Here is a 25448-nt window from a genome sequence, read left to right as displayed (position 1 = left end):
AAGAAAATCACAAATTGGCCAAAATCTCCTTCTCCTCCATAGTCCTCTCGCAGTAGTGGCAGCGAACCTTTAGAGGCTCCTTTGAGATGACGTAGAACTTTGGTGTTGTATACTCATGGTTGCTCACACAGTTCGGATTTGCGCACTTCAGTATGCCGCTTATTTCCTCGGGAATCCCCACTTGGAACTTCTCCGCGACTTTATAGTCCCTAACTATATTAACAGTGGCGCTCGGCGCTATCAGTGCGATTTTATTCACTTCCTCCTCGCTTAGGAACCTTCCTTCGATTTTTACTATGTCTTTCTTTCCAAGCTTCTTGCTGTGGACATTCGCCGCTAATAAGAGTGCTCCACCGTCCAGCTTATCGAGTTTGAGGATTTGGATTACTTTGAGACCTTTCCCTGCGGGAATGTGGTCTATCACTGTTCCCTCCTTAATGGCTGTCACTTTGAGCTCGCTCATTCTATCACCCCCAATGTAAGACCAAGAAGCGCCATTCTAACAGGAACTCCCGAGAACACCTGCTTAAAGTAAATCGCGTGTTTTGAAGAGTCAACGCTTGGATGTATCTCATCAACTCTTGGTAGTGGGTGCATAACTTTTAGGGTCTCTTTTGCCTTCTTTAGAACTTCACAGTCTATTACATAGCTTCCTTTGACCTTTAAATACTCCTGCTCGTCTGGGAAGCGCTCCTTCTGAATCCTCGTTGCGTAGAGGACATCAAGCTCGCCAATCACGCTCTCTAAATCGCTCGTCTCATAGACTTTTATGCCCCTCTCCTTGAGCTCCTCTACAATATGTTTGGGCATTCTTAAGAGCTCAGGCGAAATTAAGTACAGCTCTACATCGTAGTGAGTTAAAGCTTCGCTTAGGCTGTGCACCGTTCTGCCGTACTTTAAATCTCCAAGAAGGCCTATCTTTAGGCCATCAATCTTTCCAAAGGCACTCTTTATGGTGTAGAGGTCGAGCAAAGTTTGTGTTGGGTGCTGATTGCTCCCGTCGCCGGCATTTATAACTGGAATATCCGCTACTTCAGCTGCTAATCTTGCGGCTCCCTCCTTTGGGTGCCTAATAACTATAACGTCGCTATACTGTTCGACCGTTTTTATGGTGTCCCTCAAGCTCTCTCCTTTCTTGACGCTCGTACTTGATGCTTCTGAAAAGCCTATTACGCTTCCTCCTAAACGGTGCATTGCACTCTCAAAACTCAGTCTTGTCCTCGTTGAAGGTTCGAAGAAGAGCGTCGCCAAAATCTTGCCCTTTGCATACTCCAAAGAGCCCTTCTCTTTAAGCTCATGCTCGAGGTTCTCTGCGGTTTTTAGAACGTACTCAATATCTTTTTTTGAGAAATCTCTAATGCTTATAACGTCTTTACCTTTCCACATTAAAAGCCCACCAAATGTAAATTTTTGTGAGTATTTAAAGCTTTTTTAACATAAATTTGTATATGGCAAGTTTTATAACTAAGTTTTTGGAAGTTATTAAGGGGTGAGCGGATGAGAACACCGTGCTCATTTTGGGCGGAGGTCATAAGCCCTAGCCTGAGGGCAAAGGTTGCTAAGCATCTCTATGAAAAAGGTTTTACTCAAGCTCAAATAGCTGAAAAGCTCGGTATAACTCAAGCGATGGTGAGCAAATATCTGTCCGGGAAGTATAAGCAGCTTAGTGAGGACATTGAGGTTATTATTGGGGAAATGGCGAGAGAAATTGCCAACATGATTTCCTATGGCGCTGATGATGAGGAGGTTGTTAAGTACACAGCGAGGAAATTTTTTGAGCTGATTCAAGGCGAGCTCTGTTCTGCCTATCTAAAATATGCTAACCTAAAAGATCCCAGCTTGTGCAGGGAGATTTTTGGTGAAATTCCTTCAAAAGGAGAGGTCCTGGAGACTCTTAACTTAGCATTGAGGGAGCTTTTGAAGGATGAGAAGTTCTTATGGTTGATACCGGAGATTAGGAGCAACTTTGCATATGCTCTTCCGAGCCCCAAGGGGAGTGAGGACGTCGCTGCTGTTCCCGGCAGGATAACCAACGCCAAAGGAAAAGCTTTTGCCCTCCCCCCAGAGTTTGGAGTTAGCAAGCACACTGCCCAGATATTGGTTGATGTCTCCAAAGTCCGCCCTGAGATCAGGAGCGTGATAAACATAAAGTTCGACGATGAGATCGAGAGAGCATTGAAAGAGGCGGGATTTTCATTTGAAGACATAGAAGAAGGGGAGAGGGACGAGGAAAAAACTGTAGAGCTCATAAGAATGCTGTTTGAAAATGCTAAAGAACCTCTGGATGCTGTTGTTGACAGGGGAGCTTTTGGAATTGAGCCTTGCGTCTATATTTTTGGCAGAAATCCCTTAGAAGTTGTGGAGAAGATTAAGAAGTTGGAGAGCTGTCTATGAAGCGTAGGTTCCTTTTCTTCTACGTTCTGCTTTTATTTGTTTTAAATCTCTCTCCAAAAGTCCCTACATCGCCAATACCCAATGGGGATAAACTTGTCCATTTCTTAGAGTTTGCCCTTTTGGGCGTTTTGGCTGATGGAAGTGCCAAGTATTTGCTCGGACTTCCTTTTCTCCTAGAGTTCCTCCAGTTATTCGTGCCGGGAAGGGTGTTTTCTACTGGAGACATGATGGCAAACTTAATAGGCTTCACCTGTGGTTATTTAGCTTGGAGGGTTTGGAATGAAGGTGGTAACTGAGGAGTTTCACTTCTCCACGAGGGGCGAGATTGACCTGGTCAACTTAACAGAAGAGATTGAGCGCTTCGTTGAGAGGGCTGGAGTTAAAAACGGCCAGCTCTTGGTTTTTGTTCCTGGTGCAACAGGTGCTGTTGTGGCGATAGAGGACGAAGATGGTCTCCTGGAAGACTTCAAACGAATCCTTGAGGAGCTTGTACCTAAAGGCGGGGGCTACAATCATGATATGATTGATAGCAACGCTCACTCTCACCTTAGGGCTACACTTTTAGGCCCGTCATTAGTGCTGCCCATTGCGAATGGAAAGCTCATTAGAGGAATCTGGCAGCAGATATTCTTCGTTGAGCTCGACGTAAGGCCTAGGAGGAGGAAAGTAATCCTCCAAGCGATTGGCTACGGGGATATTGTGGATGTTTAGATTTCGAGATGCATAAAGTCTCTCGCTATTAAGTACTCCTTTGCTTTTTCTTCCAGCTCTTCGTGCGTGTAGTTTGTGTGGCTTATGTGAACAAAAACTGTTTTCTTTGCCCTGACTTTTTGAGCGAGCTTTATTGCGTCTTCAACTCCGAGATGTGTCTTCGGAATTGAGTGTTTGTGTGTCATCTCAGCAACGAGCAGGTCGGCGTTGCTAATCTCTTCCAGAGTCTTTTTATCTTCAAGTATTTCTGGGCCAGTATCTCCGGTAATCACTATTTTTTTGTTTCCAATTTGAATTATAAATCCTCCTGCAACTTCTATTGGTTGATGGGCAACTTTAAAGTGATAAACCTTAAAACCAAAGTCGTACCACCTGTTGAATTCTAAAGGGAAATATTCCCAGTTCCATCTGCTCTCTCCTACAAACCGCTTTTGTAGGTATTCCGCCACTTCGAGAGTCTTAGCGTGCGCGTAAAGCTTGATGTGCTTAAAAATCTGGAGTTCGGGTAAACCGCCTATATGGTCGAAGTGAGCATGAGTGATAAAAACATGTTTAACGGGCATGTTGAGGCGCTCAAGGTGGTAGTGCAAATCTGGAGATGGATCTATAAGAGCTTTGATTTTAGGGATATACATTGAAAACCTTGTTCGCTTATATTGAGGATATTTTCTAGCTCTTGAGCAGTTCTCACAGTCGCATAGAGGTTTGGGAGTACCGCTATATATACCAGAGCCGAGAATTATAATCTTCACCTCTTTCCCTCCAAGAGATCCTTCCAAATTTGATTGTTGTGAACTATAAGCCACCAGTCCTTTAACTCTTTTCGCTTTTTCTTCCAGTCCGGGTGGAATCTTGATACTAAGCTCCAAAAGTCCTTTGAATGGTTCATTTTTCTCAGGTGGGCTACCTCATGAGTCACGACGTAGTCTATGAGGCTCTTTGGAAGCGCCATTAATGCTAGGTTGAAGCTGAGGTTGCCTTTGGCAGAACAGCTTCCCCATCTTGTCTTCTGCTTTCTCACGAAGAGTTTATTTGGCTCAACACCTAACACTTTTGCCCTCTCTTCTATAAGAGGTTCAATTGTGCTCTTAAGCTCTTTTCTAAGATTCCTTTCCAGCTGTTTTCTGGTGGGAATGAAAATTTTATCTTCAAGAATATTAAAACTTTCACCCTCTTCAACATCATAGAACCGCCCCAAATATGGAAATTTTGAGCTGAGCTCTTTTATTTTTTCTATCCTGTTAATTTTGTTTAAAATCCACGCTTTCTTTGCTTTTAAAATAGGTTCAACATTCCTTGTAGGAGAGACTACGATTAGCCTCCCATCCGGGGCGAGATAAACCCTAAGGTACTTAACCCTCTTTAGTATAAGCTCATAGTGGATTCTCTTTCCTCCCAGCTCTATCTCGGGCATAAAATAGTATTGGGCTTAAGTTTTTAAGATGTTTTCCCTACTTCATAGTGACCGATGATGAGTGTCATCCCAGCGGACTGGTGAAGACGTTTTATCCCCACCTGAGGTGATCATTATGTTTAGCTTTTTAAGGCGAAAAAAGGAGGAAGAGAAAGCAGGAATAACTGTTTACATGAGTGAGCCTACCCTCTTATACAACACGAAGACTGAGAAGGACTGCATTGGAATCATTGAAAAACATTTAGCTCCGGGTAAAATCATAGTTCCCTCTAAGTATGGGCTCAGGCCGACGGAGCACCTCATCGATGAGTCAGATGTGTTCGTTGCCATTGCCATAGTTGGAAAGCTTACTTCTGGCGTTGTTAGAGAAATTGAAAGGGCTCAGAGCTTAAAGAAGAAAATCTATACTCTTGAGATAGCTAGAAAAGGAGATCATCTCGAGTACGCTCTCATCGAAGATGTTCCGGATGAGCTTGAAAAACTAAGTCCTGAACAAACTAAAGAGTTTTACGACGAATTTAGAGTAGAAGACCTTCCAAAGCTTTCAGACTTATTCTTTGGGAGCAGAAAAAGCGGTTGGTAAACCTTATTTAGTTTGAGCGAGTAATATCTCTGGTGATGAGGATGAGATGGCTAGCCCTTTTGTTCATGCTAATTTTAGTGCCCTTTGCAAGTGCTTATGAAGTCGATTACACTTCTTGGGGAGGAGAGAGGTACGATGGTGCTGTAGCACTTTTCCCAATGGAAGATTTTACTATTTTAGTCGGCCCAACAGAGAGCTTTTCAGAATATAGGGGGCTATTTCTAACGCACTTAACCGGTGATGCTCAGGAATTCTCTAAGGTTATTTACGGTGATGTGATTATATGGCCCAAGGATGCCGCTCTCTACAATGGGTACATCTATGTGGTGGGCCAGATGGGAGATACGGTATTTGAAAAAGGAGATGCTTTCTTAGCAAAACTCTCGCTTGATGGGGATGTGATATACTTCAAATCGATAGGAAGAGCGTTCAACGATGGTGCAAACGCTATAAAAATTGCTGATGATGCCATTTACATAGCAGGATATACTAAGCCAACGGGCAACATCAAGAGAGCATTTTTGGCAAAGCTCGATTTGGAGGGCAATCTTATATGGATTAAAGAGTTTGGAGAGAACCTTTTTGAAGCTAAAGCTTTGGACGTGGGCGATTCTATCTATGTAGCATGCTCGGATGGAGATGACGTTTACATTGTAATGTTTGATAAGGCGGGGGAGTTTATCTCCGCTGAAAAGTGGGAAAACCCTGGAAGAGATGAAGTTGAGTACGTGACCATTAACAATGGCTTTGTTTATCTCTCTGGAAGCGTTGAGAACATAGGATTTGGGAATGCCTTTTTGATGAAGCTCGATAAAAACTTGACTCTAGAGTGGGCAGTATCATTTGGGCTTGGCTTTGGAGATAGCATAAACGCTGTTTTGTTCAACAACTCGAAAATTTTAGCGGTAGGAAAGTGGGGCAACTTTGAGATGAAGAGCTTCAACACGTTCATAGCTAGATTCAATGAGGATGAGTTCGAGTGGGTGGGCACTTTTGTGAGCAGTGGAGTTACCATACCAATGAGCGCTTTCTTGGAGGATGGAGTCCTTTACATAGCTGGCTACACAGAGACTTCCGCAGTGGAGTTCTCTATTCCGAACTTTTCGGATGTCACTAAAGAAACACTAACAAAGAAGCTTGACATAACCCTTTCCAAGGTCTCTCACAATGATATAGCTCCTATTTCACTGTCATTTACAGTGAAACCGGTTAAAGTATATGTTAAAAACGTTGAAGGGTACATCAATGCCCCAATAAAAGGTGACGCAATGCTCATAACTTTTGGAAAAAAGGAGGAAGCAACCGTAACTCCTACCACTACAACCACAACTCAAACGACTTCAACCACCACTACGACCACAACAACCACGACCTCGCCCTCAGAAACATCATCCACTACAACTACCTCAACTCCTTTGAGTACGACTACAACAACCACTACAACCGTTACAACAACTACAGTCTATACCTCTCAAGAGTCAACGACAACGCCAACAACTACTCCAAGTGAGGAAGGAGGAATATGTGGGCCCGCCCTAATTTTAACCCTCACTCTAATTCCAGCGACACTGAAGAAAAAGAGGTGGTAAAATGGCAGAGTTTAAAGTTCCAAAGTCCCATCCTCGCTATTGGAGCTTATACTACAGACATAAAATAGAGGAAGCTTTGGAGAAGGGTATTTTGGCAAAAGCAGGGACTATTGCCCACGGCCGTGGGGAGGCCTTTGACTACCTCATAGGTGAAAAAACCATAGAGCCTGCTGAAAGAGCGATGAGGACGGCTGTTGCAAAGCTCCTCTTAGCTGAACATCCCGTGGTTTCCGTCAACGGTAATGTGGCCGCTTTAGTCCCTAAAGAAACCATAGAGTTGGCCAAATCTCTTGGGGCTAAGCTTGAGATAAACCTCTTCTACCGCACGGAGGAGAGGGTTAAAGCTATTGAAAAGGCGCTGAGGGAGTTTGATCCTGATGTTGAAATTTTGGGAATAAACCCCACAAAGAGAATCCCAAACCTCGAGAGCGAGAGAGGCAAAGTTGATGAGGAGGGCATTTGGAAGGCCGACGTCATTGTCGTTCCTTTAGAGGACGGCGACAGGACGGAGGCATTAGTTGCAATGGGCAAGTTTGTGATAACTGTTGACCTCAATCCGCTTTCTAGGAGTGCTAGGATGGCCGACATCACTATAGTGGACAACATAGTCAGGGCATATCCAAAAATGATAGAGATAGCGGAGGAGCTCAAAGGAAAGCCGAAAGAAGAGCTTGAGGCAATAGTGAAAGGTTATGACAATGCCAAAACTTTGAGTGATGTTTTAATTCACATGAGAAACAGGCTGGATGCATTATCTAAAGAAGGAATTTGGAGAAGAAGGGAAATTTAAACCTCTTTTTCCTTCTTTTCTACAAGCCGCCTTAGGGAGCTTATGAGTGCGTCTTCGTTTTCAATATGAGAAACTATTAGGGGAACTCTTTCCCTTTCGGATATCTTTACGGCAAGCTCGTCGAGCTTTTTAACCCCGTGGAGCACTACAACGGCAGGCTTCATGCCTTGAACTCTAATCGCTATCATTGGACTCCTCCCGGTGGTGACTTTTGTGAAGATTAAAGCTCTCTCCGTTGTCCAGCCGTAGAGCTTTAGGAAGTCTTCGCTGCTCATCTCTAAAATGGCGTGGATGCTGTCCACAACTGTGTAGCCGTAGAGCTTTCTATCCATGAGGTCAAGATTAGCTACGATTTCCCCTTTTATGGCATCTACGAGCTCTTTAATAGTGACTGGAAGGGCAAATTCTCTCATATCCAAAATAGCATCTGTGGGCAGATCGCTTCCTATAGTCTTGCTAAATGCCCTAATTACATTTCCTCCCCTCTTTTCGTCTATGTGTATCAATGCTTCAACAAACTTCCTAATCGTAGAAGCACCTGGGCTCTTTCTTCTCCCACCTTCATAATCGCTGATAACTGAAGAAGAAACACCCAAATAATCGGCCAGTTCAGTTTGGCTAACCCCAAAAATCTCTCTCCATTTTCTCATGGTTTTCCCGGGGTCTGCTGAGAGGGTTATTTCTCCGGCAATCCTTTTTGCTAGGGCTTCCTTCTCCTTTTCCAACATGAATTAGTATTTGCAATAAATGCATATAAATCTTTCGGCAATTGCCTAACTTTTGTGTCTCCTTAAGAACTCCCCTACATCGGTTATGTTCCTAATGAAGGGTTTTTTGGTAGGCTGGATAAGCCCTAACCCTAATATGGTTCCATTTTCATCTAGAATCACGAGCTTTTTGCTTCCCTGCCAGTTATACTCTTTTACACCTTCTTTATGGATGCCTTTTCCAGTCGTAAATCTAAACGCAGAGCGGTGCTTTAAGATAGCATAGTTCTTCTCGATATCAACGAAGTAGAAGAACTCTATATTTGGGTAGAACTTCTCAACGAGGTTTTTATCCACTTTTATAGTCCCTACAAAAGTCCCAAAAGAGTGGGGCTTAATCTTCAATGATTCAATTTTCCTCCAAACTTCTTCATTCACGGCATAGACATCCCTAAACTTTCCCTCAACTATTCCAAAAAATTCGTGCCTAAGCTTTCCGTACTTCTCAGCTTCCTTTATTATGAGATCAAACTCCCATGATGAGGCCCTTCTATACCTTAGCTCCATTTAGGTCACCTATAGTAAACTATTAAACCCTTCTAAATCTGTTTTATCGAGCTCTTCCTTGAACTTAACTCCTAAAGCGGCTATCTCTTTCATGTTAATAATTTCTTCGCCTTCTCCAACGCCAGGACAGCTCTCATCGTAGTAGAGCCAGAGCTTTTCCCCTCTATACTCAAATGCCTCTTCACCTTCAATGCCTAAGGGTTTATGAGAGACCATGAACGGGTAAAGCTGGCATACTAGGGGATTGTAATCGTGGATTTTACATTTCCCGGTCTCCAAATCTTGGAAAATGCATCCTAGGTCCCATTCTCTATAGGAGAGCACGAACCGTATTTTTCCACTGTCCATGCTGAGCATAATAAAATCTTCTACATCGTGCCCGTTTTTGGCTATGCGCTTTATATCGTATAGAGTGAGATAGATAAAGCGCCCTCGGCAGCAGTCTAAACAAAATTTGCACTCAAAGTGAACATCTTTTTTTAGGGGTTTGGGTTTGAATCGCATATTTTAAACTTTCTTTTAGAGCTTAAAAAAGTAGAGGTGTAGCTATTCCTTGTATGTTAGTGTTAAAGAACCTTTTTTGGTTTCACCTTCAACCGTGGTGTTTATGTAAACACGCTCATATTTCGCAATAGGAGAGCTATCTTTCTTGTGGAGAACTAAATGGTAGCCGCGTTCCATGTACCAGTAATAGTGTTGTGTCACGTAAAAGGCATTCATGCTGAGCTTAACAGAGCTAGCACACTTTTCTTTGACTTCATACTTTTTTCCGTCCCAAACAACCAAGTCGACGCACCAGCCCTCCTGTACACCTATTTCGACTTCTTTTCCAAAGAGGGTGTTCCCCTTTAGAACTAGTATTCCTTGTAAATCCACGGCGTTTTCTTGAGTGTAATCCCCAAGGCTCACATTTCCTACAAAATATATTGCTCCCTTGGGAGCCACAAGGTCATAGGGAACGGTCTGATGTGAGAGTATCCTGTACCAGAGGCCGCCTATGATGGCAGCAGATAGGATGATGAGGGGGAGCACGATTTTTAAAAGCATTTCCTGTTCTTGAGTAAGCTTCATGTCTATCACCGGTTATTTTTAGGTATAGTGAAACCTTCTTTTAAACTTTTTGAGGTATGAATTTCTTTGCTAATTAGGAATTTTAATCTCAGTTAAAAAGTTAAAGTTGTTGCCGTTAACTCCAGCATTGAGCTAAGCTCTCTTTGTAGCCATTGCAATGAATAATGATGCCGCCAAAGCTAGGCATCCTGCAATGATATAGAGCGTTTTCAAGCTCATTGCATCTGCTATGGCACCTACGGCAATGTTAGCGATCATTGCAAAGAGGCTCGTTATGGTGCTTAGTGCTGACGTTATCGTGGAGCGCCCTTCTGAGGGTATTATCTCGTTTCTTAATGTGAGCATTGCGGGTCCTCTAACGCTCATTACAACTTCTATCGCAACTAGGAGGACTAAGAGCTGGTAAATACTATGGGTAAAACCCATTAGCGCCAAAACTATCCCAAAAGCAACAGTGCCAGCGACGGCCACTTTTTTGTAGTCTATCATCTTTGAAAGCTTCACTGATATTGCCCCGCCTAACGAAGTGGAAAGTATCAATAGGGTGTAGACATAACCGAGGTATTCTCCTTTTAAGCCAATGTTTTTAGCCAACAGCATCCAGAACATAAAGAATGTGCGAGCCGAAAAAGTCAGGAGCAGACTTGAAGCTAAGAGGAGGTGAAGGGTTCTATTCTCCAAAATGTGCTTTGCACCGCCTTTTAATATTGCCCAATAGCCCTTATCTCCATGATGACCATAGTTCTCTTCGAGAAGGAGAACAGCCAAGACTGCTGTTAGCAGTCCAAAAGCACCAGATAGGATTAATGGAAGGTTTAAATAATATCTAGAAAGCAAACTTGCTGTCGCTCCAGCTACAGCACCTAAAATGCCGTTTATAGTTTTCATCTTGCTGAAGACATTGTAGGCTTTCCTTTTGTCATCTAAGGAATCATAGAGCCAAGGCACTAAAGTACCGCTCATAAACGCCTGCCCAAGACCGCCAAGCGTCATGCCAAGCAAAACGAGAGTGAAGCTTTTGAAAAGCGCTATGATGAGCAACCCTATGCTAAATAGGAACAGTCCAAAGGCATAGTTGAGCCTTCTTCCATAGCGATCCGCCAGACCTCCGGTGGGAAAGTCCGTTATGAACGAGGTAAATGATGAGACTGATTGAGCAAGGCCTATTTGAGTATAAGAAAGCCCTATGTTCTTGAGCCAGAGTGTCAAGTATGGGCCCATTAGGTGTGTTACCCAGGAGCCTAAGCCTTTTATGGTGAGGTAACCCTTCTCTGGCTGGAGCTTCCTCATTTTACCCCCTCGCTTAAAGCTTATCCAAGAAATTAAAGCATTTTAACTTTTAAAACTTTTTGAAGTATTAATTCGATTGGCTGAACGAGTAGCGACATGGCGATAAGAAAGAATAGAAGGTCAAGTGTTCAAGTGTGCATCAAAGCTCCCGCTCTTTCCAAAATTGGCGTAACCCTTCTTATCAAGTCTTTTACTCACGTAGGGTCCGTCTTTTCTATATCCGAACTTCCTGTAATAGTTCCTAACACCGACACCGCTTATAATGAGCATCTTCTTGACATCAAATTCCTCTCTCGCTATCCTCTCTGCCTCAGCTAAAAGCTCCTTTCCGTAGCCGCGGTGCTGCCACTCATACTTGGGCTTCCCCCCTATAGGCACTAAGGGACCATAAACGTGGAGCTCCCTAACAATGGCGGAGGGAACGCGGTTAATTTCCTTCCTATGGGCTTTCTCACTCGGTATTCTAACCCTAATGAAACCTATCAAAATGTCGTTCTTAACGTCCTCGAAGCTTAAGAATATCTCATGACCCTCACTCGCCTCATAGTCCTCTCTTAAGAGTTTGATGTGCTCAATCTCTGGCTCCACTCCAAACTTCTGCATTATATGGCCAACTTCTCTAAAGCGTATCTCCTTTGGCCTAATACCGCGCTTCACGAGTTCATTAAACACGAGCTGGCCGAGGTTGGAGTGCTTAACACCATCAACGACTAAGCCAACGGGGATGTCCCTTTGAATCCTCATAACGCGAACCCATTTGGGAAGGAACTTGTAGACCTCGACAAGCAGTTCTATAGCCTCCTCCGTGTGATATGGGGCATATTCTCCTTGCTTCCACCATTTATAGAGCGTTGTGTCACTCGTTACCAGCGTAGGGTAAACTTTGAGCATATCCGGCCTAAACCTCGAATCCTCAAATATAATTCTAAATGACTCTAAATCTCTCTCAAAGTTGCTCCCCGGAAGACCGGGCATCATGTGGTAGTTTATCTTTAAGCCAGCGTCCTTTAAGAGCTGTGTAGCCTTAACGGTGTCTTCCACGGTGTGGCCCCTTTTGGTGCGCTCGTATATAAAGTTGAAAACCGTTTGGACACCGAGCTCGACCCTCGTTGTCCCGAGCTTAAGCATCCTGTCTATGTGCTTCTCAAATGCCCAGTCCGGCCTCGTCTCTATCGTTAGGCCGACCATCCTAACCGCTGCCCTCTCGTTTTTGCGCTGCTCTTCCTCTAGATAATAGTAGGGCTTTCTGTGGGTTTTTTCCCACGCCTCTTTGAATGCCTTGTTCTCAAAAACTCTCTCGTCTTTATGGATAATCCAGCGTCGGAGTTTTTCTTCGAGGCCCTCTATATCCCTGAAGTGCGGAAAGTCGTTCATGGCTTTGAAGGCCTCTTTTATGAACCACTCCTGATAGTCCAAGTCCACAGCCGGGAAAGTTCCTCCTTGAATGATTACCTCAACTTTGTCTATGTCGTGCCCTATATCGTAGAGCTGCTTTAGGCGGTTCATCATGATTAAATAAGGGTGATAAACATTTTGGACAGCTCTAAGGGCAGAGGGCTCTTTTCCAGTGTAGCTTTGGGGAGAGCCTTCGCTCGGTCCGCCAGGGCAGTAGATGCAACGTCCGTGGGGGCATGGGAAGGGCTTCGTCATCATTGCAACAACGGCTACACCGCTTATAGTACGGGTGGGCTTCTTCTTGAGGAAGTCTTTAAAGCGCTCTCTATCCTCCTTACTCATTACTCTAAGGATGTCCGAATTAGCGGGAATTTTGCTTAGATGATACTTTCTCGCTACCTTAATTTTAAGCGTGTTCAGTTTTTTCCTATCCTCAATCTCACCAGTGATTACGGCCTTTGCAATCTCCTCACAGGCTTTCCAATAATCTTCCATTTCTCTCACCTTTGGTTTAACAAAAGCCGGGATGTTTAAAAATGTTGCTTGCGGAGTATGTTCACTGAGTGGATAATTCAGTTGGCGAATACATCTTGAGGTGAGCACGATGACAGACCTTTATGAAATCGTAAGCTTTCTCGATGAGTACCTGAGGATTAACGAATTCCCAGATAAATCGAGGAACGGTCTCCAAGTTGAGGGAAAGAGCGAAGTGGAAAGGATAGCTTTTGCTGTAGATGCTTCAATGGAGACTTTTGAACGTGCTAACAAGTGGGGTGCGGACTTGCTCATAGTTCACCACGGCCTCATATGGGGCGGCATAGAGTACGTGAGAGGGCTTATCCAGAGGAGGTTAAAGTTCCTCCTTCAAAACGAACTTAATCTCTACGCGGCTCATCTTCCCTTGGACGCTCATCCTGAGGTAGGGAATAACGCTCAGCTTTTAAAGCTCCTCGGGCTTGAGCCAAAAGAGCCTTTTGGCAGCTATGGTGGCATTTCCGTAGGCTATGTGGCAGAATTTGAAGAGCCAAAGCACATGTCATTTATAGCCCAAACCCTTGCCGAAAAGCTGGACACAAATGTTAAGGCTTTTGAGTTCGGCAGAGAGGAAGTTAAAAGCGTAGCAGTTGTTAGCGGTGGGGGAGGGTTTGCTACTGTTGAAGCCATAGAAAAAGGCATTGATCTCTTCATAACGGGTGAGTTTCTGCACCAGAACTTCCACATGGCAAAAGAGGGGGGCTTAAACGTAATTGCTGCTGGACATTATGCCACTGAAACTTTGGGTGTCAAATCTTTGATGCCTCTCTTAAAAGAAAAGTTTGGAGTTGAAGTGCTCTTCATAGATGCCCCAACGGGTCTCTGAACAAATGAGACAATGACGGTTAAGTATAAGAAAAGGGAAGGGGGTTAAAGCCTCTTCTTTAATTCTTCAAGGGCTTCTCTTGCCTTCAGGACATTCTTTATTTTTCCTTGGGCCAAGTCCTTCTTTCCGCCACCGCCACCGCCGGCTATTGAGGTTATCACCCTTATGAGCTCGCCTGCCTTATGCTCTATCTCATCCCCAACGGCCACAACTACTGCTCCAGTATCTTCACTTATCACTGCTATTACCCTATTGGGCCTCTTTAGCTTGAGCGCTGCTTCTCTTAGGTGATCAATGTCTCCTTCAACGACGTCTCCTATGAACTCAATCTCTCCAATTTTCTCCACTTTGGCTTCGAGCTCGTAAATGAGGAGCTTTGCGAGCTCTTTCTTGAGCTTCTCAACCTCTTTTCTAGCTTTCTTCCACTCATCAAAGAACTTTTGCGCCGTCTCTGGGAGCTTCTCTGGGGGAACTCTAAAGATTTCGCTCGTCTTCTTTATTATTGCCTCACTCTCTTGCATCCATTTAATAGCTGCTTCACCAGCGGCGAAGATTATACGCTCAACACCGTCTTGTATCCTTTCTGTCCTCAGGATTTTAATTGGTCCTATTAAGCCTGTGTGTGGCAAGTGAGTTCCACCACATGCTTGGACGTCCCACTCTTCAATATTCAGCACTCTAATGACTTTACCTGGCACAACTCCACCTTGGTAGAGCCTAAAGCCATACCTTTGTTCTGCCTCTGTTCTTGGAAGCCACTCCCAAGTGACTTTGCGGTTCTCCATAACTATCTTATTGGCTAACTTTTCAATTTCCCTAAGCTCCTCTTGGCTTATGCGCTTGTAGTGAGCTATATCAAGCCTAGCCCAATCTGTGTTCAATTGAGAACCTGCCTGCCAAACGTGCTTTCCTAAAACCCTAACTAGGGCTCCCATGAGGACGTGAGTTCCCGTGTGGTGCCTCATGTGCTGGATTCTCCTCTCCCAGTCAATTCTACCGTGCACTTCTTGACCTTCCTTAAACCTGCTCGCATCTTTCACCTTATGGAGGATTACCTTTCCTATCTTCTGCACATCGAGGACTTCAACTCCTTCTAATTCGCCTAAGTCGCATGGCTGTCCTCCACCCTCAGGATAAAAGGCCGTTTGGTCTAAAATTACCCAATCCTCGATTACCTTCAGGACTTTAGCGTCAAATTCTTTCATGAATGGGTCTTCGTAGTAGAGCGTCCTCGTGTCGGGCAGGCCTTGGACAAGCTCAAAGTCTACTAAAGCTTTTTCTTTCTCCTCTTCTTCAGTCCTTTCAGCTTCCTTTGCCACTAATGTATAGAAATTGTCTGGGACATGGACTTTTATTCCTTCACTTTCAGCAACCTCTTTGACGATTTCGGGAGTTAGTCCGTGGCTCTCGTAGTAGAGTATGAGGTTCTCAAGGGGTATCTCCTTCTTACCCTGCTTCTTGAGCTTAGCAATCTCACGTTTAACGAGGCCGCTTCCTCTCTTGAGCGTCTCTTTATAGCGCTTCTCTTCGACGTTTACTATGTCTAAAATAACATCCTCCATCTCCTTGAACTCTGGGTACGTCCTGTGGAGCTCTTTTATGTGCATGGCCATTATCTCGCTGAGTGGAACCTCAATGCCGAGCTCCCTCATGTGTCTTATGCTCTTCCTAATGAGGAGTCTCGCCAAATAGCCGGCCTTCACGTTTGATGGAATAACACCATCCGCCAGCATGAAGGTTAGAGCCTTAGTGTGGTCCGCTATGGCATAGATAAGCTCATATGGCCTAACAGCTTTTTCGAGCTCCTCAACGCTTATTCCCACTTTGTTTGCCACTTCTCTCCTTAGAACCTTGAGGTCTCCCATATCCTCGATGTCGAACATTCCAGCTAAGCGGGAGTTTTCCATTAAAATTCTCTCGTCTATTTTCTCTACACCTGCCATTCTCTTTAAGGGATCTACAACGTAGCCTAAAACAGCATCATAAGCCGTTGGTGTTCCTTGGCTCATCCAAACTAATCTCTCTAAACCGTAGCCTGTATCAACAACCCTAGTTTCCATTGGAACGTACTTGTCGCCTTTGATCTCGACAATTTGCTCTTTTGGTGCGTTTTCAGGGGCTTTCTTGTACTGCATGAAAACGAGCGTAGCGACCTCCAACCCCTTGTAGAGCACTTCAAATGCAGGTCCAGCGTTTCCTCCGCCTGCCCATGGGTTCTCCTTGAAAGTTATATCTTCCCCTTTCATGCCCAAATCTTTTGTAAAGAACTCGTAGGCATACTCTACGGTTTCATCCATCCAGTATATTGGCTTTCCGGGATAGTTGAAAGCATGGTGTGCCATCATTTCAAATATGGTGAAGTGTCTTCCGGTTATTCCAACGTTGTCTATATCAGTGAACCTAATTGATGGTTGGGAGATGGTTAAGGGGTTCGCTGGAGGCTCAGCCTCTCCGCTAATAACCCATGGTTGGAAGTCCATTATTGAAGCTCCTACAAGTAAAACATCGTCTCTCCATCTTGGTAGGACAGGATAGCGTTTTACTCTACCGTGACCATTGCGCTCGAAGAAGCCTAAGAACGCCTCACGCATCTCTTCGAGTGTATACTTCTTCGGTATTCCCGGCTTTCCTATGAACTCGTACTCATCACAGGGAGGATCTCCACAGGTCTCTCTATTTGGGTCGAGCGTCCAAAACGGCTTCCCACACACCTTACAGGTCTTCCTTATCCATCCTTCCTCCTTGAACATTCTTGTGCCCATGTCCATTGACATTTTAATCACCTTTCTCTAAAACTCTGCCTACTAATTAAAAGGTCTTCTCTCTTAAAAGTTCTTTTGCTTTTTAGCTATGTGAAAAGTTGATAGAAAAAGGATTTTGAGAATTTGAAATTTTTATTTGGCTGCTATCCGTAATATAACTATGAATTAATGGTAGTAAGAGCAATATTATACGGTTTACGACTATTTGAGCCATATTTAGTGTGTTTCTCAATAACAAATCTACTACAGAATTTAGAACACGTAGAAAGCTTAACTATTTCTCGCTTTCGCTATCCTCGTCTAGCAGAATTATAGGGAACTTAATTTTTTTGAGTATCTCAACCATCTGGCTGTAAGTTTTTTGCAGTCGTTCTAACTTGTACCTTAAGTTTGCATTTTCTATTGCTAGGCTATTTACTTCCTCAGTCTTTGCTTTTAGCTGGGCTTTGAGTATAATTATCTCATCCTCTAATTCAATAATTGACTTTTCAAGCCGTTCAATTTCTTCATAGAGGTCTTTGCAAACTCTTTTCTTGAGCATCTTTAACACCGGTCAGCCCCGCGAAACCTCATCATCAATCAGGGGGCTCCAGACTCATCATTCCATAGGGTATAAGTTTTGCGCATTATATATACCTTCTCCTAAAATTTTTTCAGAGGCCTATAATGAAAATTCGAATTCTATCAAATACAGTCCACAAATTTTAAATAAGTGGAGGGGGTTTAGAATATATTTGTAAAGTACATTGATGTCAATAATATCGCTGTAATGACTTACAAAAATCTTCAAAGTACATAAAATGACTTGGAGGTGTTTTAGATGGGTGCCATAATGGACTTTATTAATTGGCTTGATGGCGTGGTTTGGGGTCCCCCTATGATGGTTTTGCTTGTTGGTACGGGACTATTCCTAACAATAGCTCTCGGGGGAATACAGTTCAGGAGGCTTGGATGGTCGATTAAATTTACCCTCTTTGAAGGTAGGAAAAAGACCGGTGAGGGAGATATTACTCCATTCCAGGCTTTAATGGCTACTATCGCAGGAACGGTTGGTATTGGAAATATCGCTGGTGTTGCAACGGCAATTCACCTCGGTGGTCCCGGAGCACTGTTCTGGATGTGGGTCACCGCTTTAGTTGGAATGGCAACGAGGTATTCAGAAGGATTGCTTGGTGTTGCATTCAGAGACAAACTACCCGATGGAACCATGATTGGTGGAACTTTCAACTTCCTCGAAAAGGGCGTAGGAGGTAGTTTAGGAAAGACCATGGGAATTCTCTTTGCAATATTTGCGGCAATTTCAGCATTTGGAATTGGAAACATGACACAAGCCAACTCCCTCGCTTTAGGAATGGATGTTGCGTTTGGCGTTCCTAACTGGGCTACAGGAGCACTATTTGCATTTTTGACATTCGTGGTTATTGTTGGAGGAATCAAAAGAATTGGTGAAGTCACAGAGGCACTGGTTCCATTTATGGCAATAATTTACTTTATATTCGCTGTTGGAGTATGGATAAAGTTTGCTGGACAGTTACCAAGTGCAATCTCATTGGTATTTAGGGATGCTTTTACTGGAAGTGCAGTAGCTGGTGGAGCAGTAGGAACGACGATAAGATGGGGTGTTGCTAGAGGTCTCTTCTCAAACGAAGCTGGTCTTGGAACTGCAACTTTAGCCCACGCCGCAGCAAGAACCGACCACCCATCAAGACAAGCTCACGTTGCAATGCTTGGCCCACTTATAGACACACTCATAATTTGTTCATTAACCGGAATCTCAATTGTTGCAACTGGAGCTTGGCAAACTGACAAAACGAGCACTGCATTAACACAAGAGGCATTTGCAAGAGCTTTTGGACACGCTGGAGAAGTGATGGTCATAATAGGTGTTATATTCTTTGCATATTCGACCGTCTTGGCGTGGTCATTCTATGGAAGGCAAAATGTGCTTTACTTGGCTAAATGGATTGAAAAAGACCCTGAAAAGTTCGCTAAGCTGTATCCAAAGCTTCACTTACTTTACAACTTGCTCTTCGTTATCTTCATCTACATTGGTGCAACAACAGTCTTGGAAAACGTTTGGACATTCTCAGATATGATGAATGGACTTATGGCAATACCCAACCTATTGGGACTATTAATACTGTACAAGGTAGTTAAGGAGTACACCAATGAATTTATTGCGGCAAATCCATGAACTCTCCTCTCTACTTTTTTATTAACTGTTGGAGGAAATAAACATGTCTTTTGATGAGTTTCCAAAGATAGTTGTTACTCCCCCAGGGCCAAAAGCAAAAGGATTAATTGAAAGAGAGAAAAAAGTAGTCTCTCAAGGACTTGGAGTTAAACTCTTTCCCGTCGTTCCGGAAAGAGGCTATGGAGCGTTAATAGAGGATGTTGATGGGAACGTTTTCATAGATTTCTTAGCCGGCGCTGCCGCGGCTTCAACGGGTTATGCCCACCCAAAGCTCGTAAAGGAGGTTCAAGAACAGGTCTCTAAGATACAGCACTCGATGATAGGCTACACCTACAGCAAGAGAGCTATAGAGGTTGCGGAGATTTTAGCGGAAAAATCTCCACTTGAAGGCCCCAAAATCCTCTTCGGCCTCAGCGGGAGCGATGCAATGGACTTACTCCTAAAGATAGCGCGTTTTTCAACGAGGAAGCCTTGGGTGATAGCGTTTATAGGAGCATATCACGGTCAGACCTATGGGGCAACATCGATAGCTGCCTTTCAAAGCTCCCAAAAAAGAGGCTTCTCCCCATTAGTGCCCAATGTCGTTTGGATTCCATATCCCAACCCTTACCGCAACCCTTGGCGGATAGACGGCTATGAAAACCCCGATGAGCTGATAAACGCTTTCTTAGACTATCTCGAGTACTACATCTTAGCCCACGTCGTTCCCCCTGATGAAGTGAGCGTTTTAATAGCTGAGCCAATCCAAGGCGATGCTGGAATAGTTGTTCCCCCAGAAGGCTTTTTCAAAGAGCTGAAGAAAGTTCTAGATGAGCATAGCATTCTTTTTGCCATGGATGAAGTGCAAACGGGAATCGGGAGGACAGGTAAGTGGTTTGCTAGCGAGCACTTTAAAGTTGAGCCTGACTTTTTGGCCTTTGGAAAAGGGGTTGCAAGTGGGATGGGGCTTAGCGGCGTCATAGGAAAAGCTGAACTGATGGATATGACAAGCGGGAGTGCTCTATTGACGCCAGCGGCTAACCCTGTGATTTCAGCGGCAGCTTATGCTACGCTTAAGATAATCGAGGAGGAAAAACTGCTCGAAAATGCTCAGAAAGTAGGCTCATTCATAATGAAGCGCCTCAAGGAGATGCAGGAGGAGTATGAGGTTATAGGCGATGTTAGAGGGAAAGGCTTAATGATAGGCGTTGAAATAGTAAAAGAGAACAAAAAACCTGATCCAGAGCTTACGGGCAAGATATGCTGGAGAGCGTTTGAGCTCGGCCTAATACTCCCAAGCTATGGTATGTTTGGGAACGTAGTGAGGATCACACCGCCTTTGGTCATAACGCAGGAAATTGCTGAGAAGGGCTTGGAAATAATGGAGCAGGCGTTAAAAGATGCTTTAGCTGGAAAGGTGATGCATAAGACGGTGACATGGCATTAATGAAAGTTTTTTCATAATTTTATTTATAAATCCTTTTTCTATAATTTATTTTGGTGATACTATGGGACTTCGAAGTTTATTTGAGGAGTGGCGTAGAAGGTGTCCCTTTGTAAGGGCTATAGAAAAGTGGCGCTTTGAGAGAAAAAAGAACAAATTTGAGGTAAAAAGCATAAGCAAAAAGGATTAAGCTTTTTCTTCACGTTCTTCCTTGTTTTCCTCAATTCCCTGCATTATCCTCTTCCTGTATTCCTCATATTTTGCCCAAGCTTCTTTAGCTTTCTCCTCTTCCCCTAGGAGTTCATATGTCTCTGCAACATGCTTCCACCAAGCCTCGTCTTCCTCCGCTTCCTTGAGGCAGTATTCGAGGAACTTCTCGTATGCTTCCGTTGCTTTCTCCTCATCGCCAAGGCGCTTGTAAATATTTCCAACGTCCTCCCAGAAGACACCTTCCTCTTGAGCCTCGCTAATGTAGTACTCCAAAGCTTTCTTCCAAGCCTCAACAGCTTTTTCCTCGTTCTTTAACTCCTCGTAGAGCTTTGCAACATCCTCCCAGAACCATGGTTCTTCTTTGGCATACTTTTCCAAAGCTTTAGCGGCTCTGTCCATGTTTCCAGCCTTTTTCCAATATTCATGAGCCTCCTTTAGATAGTAGGTGTCTTTCTCTTTCTCATAAAGCTGTTCGTAGATTTCCGCAGCTTTGTCATATTTCTCGGCTTTTTCATATGCCCACGCTGCACTTTCCATCCATCCGAGCTTTTCGTACATCTCGGCGGCCTTTAAATAGTTGCCCTTCTTTTCGTACTTCCTTGCGGCAGCTTTGTAATTCCCTGCTCGCTCCAAGCTCTCTGCGCTCTTAAAGCGATCCATTAAGCCAAGATCAGGCTCGCTGATGTACCAGATCCCAAAGGCCAAACCGAGAATGAAGAGCACTATTATCCCGCCGACGATGTTAAGCTTTTGCCATGTGACACTTAAGTATGTAGCATAGCCGCTCAGGGCTGTTGGCACCACTAGATAGAGGGCGTACTTCCAGCTTTCAGCGTAGAGCGTTAACGCCAAGAAAAATGCCATCGTTAAGGTTAATCCCAAAAAGCCAAGGCTCAAGACGATGCGCACGAGCATCCAAAAGCCCCACTTGTAAATTATTCCCACTGTTATTGCCACGATCGCTAAGATGAAACCAATTAGGTAAGCTTTCAGCTTGTCCACTTTTTCACCCCCTCTATTTCGAGCAAAAACTTTTTGTACTCGACTTTTGGTGTGTAAAAGCCGATTCCATTACTTGAAATTACACGGTGGCATGGAACGATTATTGGGTATGGATTCCTTTTCATCGCTCCTCCAATTGCCCTTGGTGAACTTCCCACAATATGGGCTAGCTCTTTGTAACTTATTACCTGTCCGCGTTTAACTTTTTTTGTTAATACCTCATAAACTTTCCGCTCAAATAGTGTTGTTCCTTCGAAACTCAGGATATTGAGAACTTCCTCGTTGTCTAATTTGCCTTTTAAAACATCAAAAACAAGTTGTGGATATGTGCTTTTTTCTTCCTCTAATCTAACATCAGCACCGCGCTTTCTTAGAAACCTTGTTAGCTCTTCTATCCTTTCTTTTAGAAAGCCTTCTCCTTCGAGAGAATAGACCACACCTTGGATCTTATCTCCGTAAATAACGCCTATCCAAATACTCCTGTTCTCAACCTTAAACTGCTCAACGCTAATCATATAAACATCCCTTCTCTTTGCACTTCTTTAAACTCCTTACTGCCCTTCTAAGGGGCCCGATAATTGCGTAAATTTCTTTTTCATAGATGAACGCCCGTCCCAAAACGCGGCGCATCATTATTTCGGTGTACTTCTTCCTATATGGGTCTTTCGGAGTGTTTAGGACATTCATGAGCTCGCGCCACTGTTGGATGAAGACCTCTCTTTCAAGCCTTCCTGCAGGTTTTGGGCGTTCTACTTCTTCGGTTTTTATCCTTTGTTTGTAGACTTCGTAAAGAATAACTGCTACAGCATGACTTAGGTTCATTATTGGATAAGCACCGCTTGTGGGTATCGTAACTGTGAAGTCGAGCTTCTCTAGCTCATCGTTATCTAAACCCCTACTCTCGCGTCCAAAGACAATTCCAACCTTTCCGCCTGTTAGAAAAATCCTTCTTGCAAACTCCTCGGGCGTTATGGGTGTTCTCTCAGGGATGTAATCCTTTCCCCCTACACCACTCGTCCCGACAGCAAAGTTGACCATTCCTAGCGCTTCATCTAGGCTTTTTGTAATTTTAGCGTTCTCTAAAATATCAACTGCATGAACCGCAAACTTTCTAGCGAGCTCATCCTCTGGCCTCGCTTTAGGGTTGACTAGGATAAGCTCATCAACACCAAAGTTCTTCATTACGCGTGCTATTGAGCCGAGGTTTATGGGGTACTCTGGTTCTACAAGTATTACCGCTACTTCCATTTCCATCGGAAAGGCTTTTAATCTCTGCTTTAAAAACTCTTTTGGTGAGAAAAGTGAAAATATACATCCTCGGCGCCGGCTCAATTGGCTCACTTTTTGGTGCTCTGCTGGCGAGAGTTGAGGAAGATGTAACGCTAATTGGGAGAGAAGAGCATGTTAACGCCATAAATGAGGAGGGACTCAAAGTTACGGGCGTTGAGGAATTCACGGTTTATCCTAACGCTATCACTCATGCACCTAACGAAAATCCTGACCTGCTGATATTGGCCACCAAGTCTTATTCTACAAAAGCTGCTTTGGAGTGTGTTAAAGGAATTATAGGAGATAAAACTTGGGTTTTAAGCATTCAAAACGGTCTCGGAAATGAGGATTTGGCTTTAAAATATACAAAGAATGTCCTCGGGGGTATAACCACAAATGGAGCAATGCTTGAAAAGTGGGGCGTCATCAGGTGGACTGGGAAGGGCATTACGCGCATTGGTGTTTATCCCAAAGGAAATAGCAGATTTGCCGAGGAAATTGCAATGCTCTTCAATGCTGCGGGGATAAAGACTAAAGTTAGCGACAATATAATTGGGTGGAAGTGGCTCAAGGCCATAGTTAACTCGGCTATAAACCCATTAGGTGCTCTCCTTGAAGTTAAGAACGGCTATCTCCTTGAGAACGATTATCTCCAAGACATTTTAGTAAGTATAGCTCGTGAAGGATGCATGGTGGCACAGCAGTGGGGTATTAGCTTTGAGGAACATCCAATAGAGGTTATTATAGATACGCTGAAGCGTACGAGTGATAACTACAACTCGATGCTTCAGGATTTGAAGAGGGGCAAGAAGACGGAGATAGACTACATAAACGGCAAAATTGTAGAGTATGCAGAAGCAATTGGACTTAAAGCTCCTATGAACGAGCTTTTAGTGGCTCTCATTAAGGCGAAAGAGGCTTTAGTAAGGTGAAGGTTTATATTCTTTCTTGCCCTATGCTTTATGGTGGTAAAAAGTGGGAGTGTACATATTCACACCAGATGACCTCTTAAGATACGGGAGCATTAGTAGAGAGCAGCTGGAGGTTTTAAGGGATGCCCTCTTGAAGAAAAGCGATATCTTAATTGTGGGGAAGAGCAGGAGCGGTAAAACGAAGCTCGTCGAGGCTTTGATTCACTTAATCCCCGATGATTGGAAAATAGCTGTTGTAACTGCCTACGGAGAGTTTAAGCCATTTAAAGAGAACATAAACGTGATTGATACTCAATTCGATTCTCAAAGCCTTAAAAGCAGGACTAATGATGTTATAGAACAGATAAGGAAAATAAACCCGGACTACGTTGTTATAGATACGCTCCACACTGTCAGCGTGCCTTTAATTCTTCAGGAACTCATAGATGACTATCCATTCATAATTACTTCCCTCGTGCTCTCAAATGATCTGGTGGGGGAGATAAAGCACTGGCTCAAAATAGATGACGAAACCCTAAAGCGCTTTGAGTTCATAGTTAAGCTCGCCTTTGACTTCAGGACGCATTCGAGAAGCGTCGACGTGATTTACAGGGTCAAAGAAGATGAAGGAAAAATAAAGCTTGAAAAAGCTGTTTAATCCTTTAATTCTTCTATTACTTCTCTTAAGTTGCTGAGCATCTCTTGGATGTCTTCGAAAGTCATGTAGCCCATGTTTCCAATTCTGAAGGTCTTCTCCTTTATGCCGGCTCCATAGCCCTTAGCGAGCTCAAAGCCCCTCTCACGCATCGTGTTGTATACGTCCTCGCCCTTCATGCCCTCTGGGACGACAACTGCTGTAATGGTTGGGCTCTCATATCCGGGCTCGGCCAACACACTAAGACCCATCTCCTTGACGCCTTCCCTAATCATTTGGGAGCGCTTTGCGTACATGCCGAGCCACTCTTCTTTGCCGCCCATCTTCTCTATGATGCGGAGCACGACGTTTAAGCCAAATATCTGGGGCATTGGAGGCGTTGAGGGTGTTCCCTTCTTCGTGGCGTTGAACTTCTTGTAGAGGGGTAAATCGAGGTACCAGCCTTTCTCCTCCATCTTCTCAGCTATCTCAAAAACACGCTCACTCACAGCAGCAACCGCTAACCCTGGAGGAACTCCAAAGGCCTTTTGGGAGCTTCCAAAGACTAAATCAATACCCCACTCATCGAACTTGATATCAGCTCCACCCATAGCACTAACAGCATCTACAAAGAGAAGCTTATCGTGCTCCTTAACAACCTTAGCTAACTCTGGGAGTGGGTTCAAAACACCTGTGGATGTCTCGTTGTATGTGATTGTAACAGCCTCAACGTCGGGGTTCTTCTTTAAAGCCTCGTCCAAGTCCTCGGGCTTAACGGCTTTCCCGGGTTCGTACTCCAAAGTTATGGCCTTCCTTCCGTTGGCCTCGACGACTTCCTTAAAGCGCTTTCCAAAAGCACCTATTATCGTTACGAGGACTTTCCCACCTCTCGGGATGGTGTTCCTAACGGCAGCTTCCATAAAAGCTGTTCCTGAGCTTGGGAAGAGAATTATTTCTCCATTTTTGGCCTCTAAAAAGTCGCTCAAGCGCTTGAGCGTATCAACGTGGATTTCCTTATACTCCTTTGCTCTGTGGCTAAACATTTGGACTTTCATTATCTCCAAAACCTCTGGAAAACAAGCTACTGGACCGGCTGTAAAGAGCTTGTACTTTGGCTTGACTATCTCATAAACCTCTTTATAAGCATCTTCAAACTGCATGAGACCACCCCA

At 44.0% G+C, this 25448-nt stretch carries 28 protein-coding genes; 12 read left to right on the top strand and 16 right to left on the bottom strand.

Going from position 1 to position 25448, the window contains the following annotated elements:
- Positions 1–7: 7 nt before the first annotated feature.
- Positions 8–463, bottom strand: a complete 456-nt coding sequence (gene pyrI / locus PAP_RS09475) for an aspartate carbamoyltransferase regulatory subunit (protein ID WP_048165775.1) — start codon at positions 461–463, stop codon at positions 8–10.
- Positions 460–1386: an aspartate carbamoyltransferase gene (gene pyrB, locus PAP_RS09470; RefSeq protein WP_048165774.1), complete on the bottom strand. Its 927-nt coding sequence runs from the start codon at positions 1384–1386 to the stop codon at positions 460–462. Before pyrB ends, pyrI begins: the two co-directional genes overlap by 4 nt.
- 111 nt (positions 1387–1497) lie before the next feature.
- Here pyrB and PAP_RS09465 point away from each other — a divergent pair, with 111 nt between their 5' ends.
- Genes PAP_RS09465 through PAP_RS09455 form a run of 3 tightly spaced genes read left to right on the top strand, consistent with a single transcriptional unit; the run spans position 1498 to position 3105 of the window.
- Positions 1498–2394 carry a thiamine-phosphate synthase family protein gene (locus PAP_RS09465; protein WP_048165773.1) on the top strand — a complete coding sequence of 299 codons (897 nt, stop codon included), beginning with the start codon at positions 1498–1500 and terminating at the stop codon, positions 2392–2394.
- Complete coding sequence (locus PAP_RS09460) at positions 2391–2690, top strand: VanZ family protein (RefSeq protein WP_048165772.1); 300 nt, start codon at positions 2391–2393, stop codon at positions 2688–2690. Before PAP_RS09465 ends, PAP_RS09460 begins: the two co-directional genes overlap by 4 nt.
- Positions 2674–3105, top strand: a complete 432-nt coding sequence (locus tag PAP_RS09455; RefSeq protein WP_048165771.1) for a secondary thiamine-phosphate synthase enzyme YjbQ — start codon at positions 2674–2676, stop codon at positions 3103–3105. The genes PAP_RS09460 and PAP_RS09455 overlap by 17 nt, the downstream gene beginning before the upstream one ends.
- Here the strand turns inward: PAP_RS09455 and PAP_RS09450 are convergent.
- Entirely contained in the window at positions 3102–3857 is a 756-nt protein-coding gene (locus PAP_RS09450; RefSeq protein WP_048165770.1) for an MBL fold metallo-hydrolase, read from the bottom strand. The two genes, PAP_RS09455 and PAP_RS09450, sit on opposite strands and share 4 nt — an antisense overlap.
- Entirely contained in the window at positions 3854–4519 is a 666-nt protein-coding gene (locus PAP_RS09445; protein ID WP_048165769.1) for a M48 family metallopeptidase, read from the bottom strand. The genes PAP_RS09450 and PAP_RS09445 overlap by 4 nt, the downstream gene beginning before the upstream one ends.
- 115 nt (positions 4520–4634) lie before the next feature.
- On the opposite strand from PAP_RS09445, the gene PAP_RS09440 reads away from it, so the two are divergent.
- Genes PAP_RS09440 through PAP_RS09430 form a run of 3 tightly spaced genes read left to right on the top strand, consistent with a single transcriptional unit; the run spans position 4635 to position 7481 of the window.
- Entirely contained in the window at positions 4635–5102 is a 468-nt protein-coding gene (locus PAP_RS09440) for a hypothetical protein (protein ID WP_048165768.1), read from the top strand.
- Between the two features lie 35 nt (positions 5103–5137).
- Positions 5138–6691 (top strand): CGP-CTERM sorting domain-containing protein, encoded by a 1554-nt coding sequence (locus PAP_RS10140; protein WP_144368040.1) that lies wholly within the window; start codon positions 5138–5140, stop codon positions 6689–6691.
- A gap of 1 nt (position 6692) precedes the next feature.
- Positions 6693–7481 carry a 4-phosphopantoate--beta-alanine ligase gene (locus tag PAP_RS09430; protein ID WP_048165767.1) on the top strand — a complete coding sequence of 263 codons (789 nt, stop codon included), beginning with the start codon at positions 6693–6695 and terminating at the stop codon, positions 7479–7481.
- Here the strand turns inward: PAP_RS09430 and PAP_RS09425 are convergent.
- From PAP_RS09425 to PAP_RS09400, 6 genes are all read right to left on the bottom strand, one after another.
- Positions 7478–8209 (bottom strand): helix-turn-helix domain-containing protein, encoded by a 732-nt coding sequence (locus PAP_RS09425; protein WP_048165766.1) that lies wholly within the window; start codon positions 8207–8209, stop codon positions 7478–7480. The genes PAP_RS09430 and PAP_RS09425 overlap by 4 nt on opposite strands.
- A gap of 45 nt (positions 8210–8254) precedes the next feature.
- Positions 8255–8755, bottom strand: a complete 501-nt coding sequence (locus tag PAP_RS09420) for a PUA domain-containing protein (RefSeq protein WP_048165765.1) — start codon at positions 8753–8755, stop codon at positions 8255–8257.
- Positions 8756–8764: 9 nt separating this feature from the next.
- Positions 8765–9259, bottom strand: a complete 495-nt coding sequence (locus PAP_RS09415; protein WP_048165764.1) for a YkgJ family cysteine cluster protein — start codon at positions 9257–9259, stop codon at positions 8765–8767.
- A gap of 42 nt (positions 9260–9301) precedes the next feature.
- Positions 9302–9826, bottom strand: a complete 525-nt coding sequence (locus PAP_RS09410; protein WP_048165763.1) for a hypothetical protein — start codon at positions 9824–9826, stop codon at positions 9302–9304.
- Between the two features lie 132 nt (positions 9827–9958).
- Positions 9959–11116, bottom strand: a complete 1158-nt coding sequence (locus PAP_RS09405; protein ID WP_048165762.1) for an MFS transporter — start codon at positions 11114–11116, stop codon at positions 9959–9961.
- Positions 11117–11236: 120 nt separating this feature from the next.
- The gene (locus PAP_RS09400; protein WP_048165761.1) at positions 11237–13006 is read right to left on the bottom strand and encodes a tRNA uridine(34) 5-carboxymethylaminomethyl modification radical SAM/GNAT enzyme Elp3; all 1770 of its coding nucleotides are present in this window, start codon (positions 13004–13006) and stop codon (positions 11237–11239) included.
- A gap of 109 nt (positions 13007–13115) precedes the next feature.
- Between PAP_RS09400 and PAP_RS09395 the strand changes: the two genes are divergently transcribed.
- Positions 13116–13871, top strand: coding sequence for a Nif3-like dinuclear metal center hexameric protein (locus PAP_RS09395; RefSeq protein ID WP_048165760.1), 756 nt, complete (start codon positions 13116–13118; stop codon positions 13869–13871).
- A gap of 44 nt (positions 13872–13915) precedes the next feature.
- On the opposite strand, the gene alaS is transcribed toward PAP_RS09395, so the two are convergent.
- Complete coding sequence (gene alaS, locus PAP_RS09390; protein ID WP_048165759.1) at positions 13916–16645, bottom strand: alanine--tRNA ligase; 2730 nt, start codon at positions 16643–16645, stop codon at positions 13916–13918.
- Positions 16646–16907: 262 nt separating this feature from the next.
- Positions 16908–17174 carry a hypothetical protein gene (locus PAP_RS09385; RefSeq protein WP_048165758.1) on the bottom strand — a complete coding sequence of 89 codons (267 nt, stop codon included), beginning with the start codon at positions 17172–17174 and terminating at the stop codon, positions 16908–16910.
- 279 nt (positions 17175–17453) lie between these two features.
- Here PAP_RS09385 and PAP_RS09380 point away from each other — a divergent pair, with 279 nt between their 5' ends.
- The 3 genes from PAP_RS09380 to PAP_RS10400 all read left to right on the top strand — a co-directional run bounded on the left by PAP_RS09380 (position 17454) and on the right by PAP_RS10400 (position 20440).
- A complete protein-coding gene (locus PAP_RS09380) occupies positions 17454–18827 on the top strand; it encodes an alanine/glycine:cation symporter family protein (protein WP_048165757.1) in 1374 nt (457 codons plus the stop codon).
- Positions 18828–18870: 43 nt separating this feature from the next.
- Positions 18871–20253 carry an acetyl ornithine aminotransferase family protein gene (locus PAP_RS09375; RefSeq protein ID WP_048165756.1) on the top strand — a complete coding sequence of 461 codons (1383 nt, stop codon included), beginning with the start codon at positions 18871–18873 and terminating at the stop codon, positions 20251–20253.
- Between the two features lie 61 nt (positions 20254–20314).
- Complete coding sequence (locus PAP_RS10400) at positions 20315–20440, top strand: hypothetical protein (protein ID WP_269077256.1); 126 nt, start codon at positions 20315–20317, stop codon at positions 20438–20440.
- Here PAP_RS10400 and PAP_RS09370 read toward each other — a convergent pair.
- The 3 genes from PAP_RS09370 to PAP_RS09360 are packed head-to-tail and all read right to left on the bottom strand — an operon-like array spanning position 20437 to position 22716.
- The gene (locus PAP_RS09370; protein ID WP_048165755.1) at positions 20437–21462 is read right to left on the bottom strand and encodes a tetratricopeptide repeat protein; all 1026 of its coding nucleotides are present in this window, start codon (positions 21460–21462) and stop codon (positions 20437–20439) included. The genes PAP_RS10400 and PAP_RS09370 overlap by 4 nt on opposite strands.
- Positions 21450–21977 carry a methylated-DNA--protein-cysteine methyltransferase gene (gene otg / locus PAP_RS09365; RefSeq protein ID WP_048165754.1) on the bottom strand — a complete coding sequence of 176 codons (528 nt, stop codon included), beginning with the start codon at positions 21975–21977 and terminating at the stop codon, positions 21450–21452. Before otg ends, PAP_RS09370 begins: the two co-directional genes overlap by 13 nt.
- Positions 21970–22716 carry an RNA methyltransferase gene (locus tag PAP_RS09360; protein WP_236626989.1) on the bottom strand — a complete coding sequence of 249 codons (747 nt, stop codon included), beginning with the start codon at positions 22714–22716 and terminating at the stop codon, positions 21970–21972. The genes otg and PAP_RS09360 overlap by 8 nt, the downstream gene beginning before the upstream one ends.
- A gap of 47 nt (positions 22717–22763) precedes the next feature.
- On the opposite strand from PAP_RS09360, the gene PAP_RS09355 reads away from it, so the two are divergent.
- Entirely contained in the window at positions 22764–23663 is a 900-nt protein-coding gene (locus PAP_RS09355; protein ID WP_048165753.1) for a 2-dehydropantoate 2-reductase, read from the top strand.
- Positions 23664–23706: 43 nt separating this feature from the next.
- The gene (locus PAP_RS09350; RefSeq protein WP_048165752.1) at positions 23707–24300 is read left to right on the top strand and encodes an ATP-binding protein; all 594 of its coding nucleotides are present in this window, start codon (positions 23707–23709) and stop codon (positions 24298–24300) included.
- On the opposite strand, the gene PAP_RS09345 is transcribed toward PAP_RS09350, so the two are convergent.
- Complete coding sequence (locus PAP_RS09345) at positions 24297–25436, bottom strand: pyridoxal-phosphate-dependent aminotransferase family protein (protein ID WP_048165751.1); 1140 nt, start codon at positions 25434–25436, stop codon at positions 24297–24299. The two genes, PAP_RS09350 and PAP_RS09345, sit on opposite strands and share 4 nt — an antisense overlap.
- Positions 25437–25448 lie beyond the last annotated feature (12 nt).

Source organism: Palaeococcus pacificus DY20341 (genome assembly GCF_000725425.1).
GTDB lineage: Archaea > Methanobacteriota_B > Thermococci > Thermococcales > Thermococcaceae > Palaeococcus > Palaeococcus pacificus.
This window is presented reverse-complemented; position numbering and strand designations above follow the sequence as displayed.